A 565-nucleotide genomic window follows, 5' to 3' on the forward strand; every position below is an offset into this window, starting at 1 on the left:
GATTCAAGCCAGCCCGATTACGGGGCGTACTCACCAAATTCGTGTGCATACTCAGTACGCCGGACATCCTATCGCATGGGATGATCGTTACGGAGATAGACGTTTTGATGCCTACACTGGTCAACTTGGATTGGACCGTTTGTTTTTGCATGCCGCGAACATTAAGTTTCAACATCCGTCTAATGATGAATGGATGGAAATTAATGCTCCGATGGAATCCAAACTAGAGAAAGTGCTTGTTGGATTAAGAAAGGCAAACTGAACGCATTTACTATAAACAAAGGGAGCTAGAGCTCCCTTTTTACATTTGACTTATATATATTAGGTTTCAAATGATGAGTAGAGGCGTTGATTAAACTTACAAGATCTCGAAACCTTGCTTTTGCAGCATATCAATCAAATCAATCAGAGGCAGGCCAACGAGAGTGTTTGGATCTTTGCCGACTAACTTTTCGAACAAACAAATTCCCATCCCTTCGCTTTTGAAGCTGCCAGCACAGTAAAACGGTTCTTCTCTGTCGACGTAACGTTCAATTTGTTCACGGTTTAAGTTTCTAAAATGTAC

1 protein-coding gene and 1 pseudogene are annotated in these 565 nt (G+C 41.6%); one reads left to right on the top strand and one right to left on the bottom strand.

The window, feature by feature from the left end:
* Positions 1-262, top strand: a pseudogene (locus R7E78_RS29045) (RNA pseudouridine synthase); the annotation flags it as partial.
* A gap of 96 nt (positions 263-358) precedes the next feature.
* Here the strand turns inward: R7E78_RS29045 and R7E78_RS29050 are convergent.
* Positions 359-565 (bottom strand): Maf family protein (locus R7E78_RS29050; RefSeq protein WP_318059008.1); only part of this gene is annotated, 207 nt, incomplete at its 5' end.

Source organism: Vibrio sp. YT-19(2023), assembly GCF_033337395.1.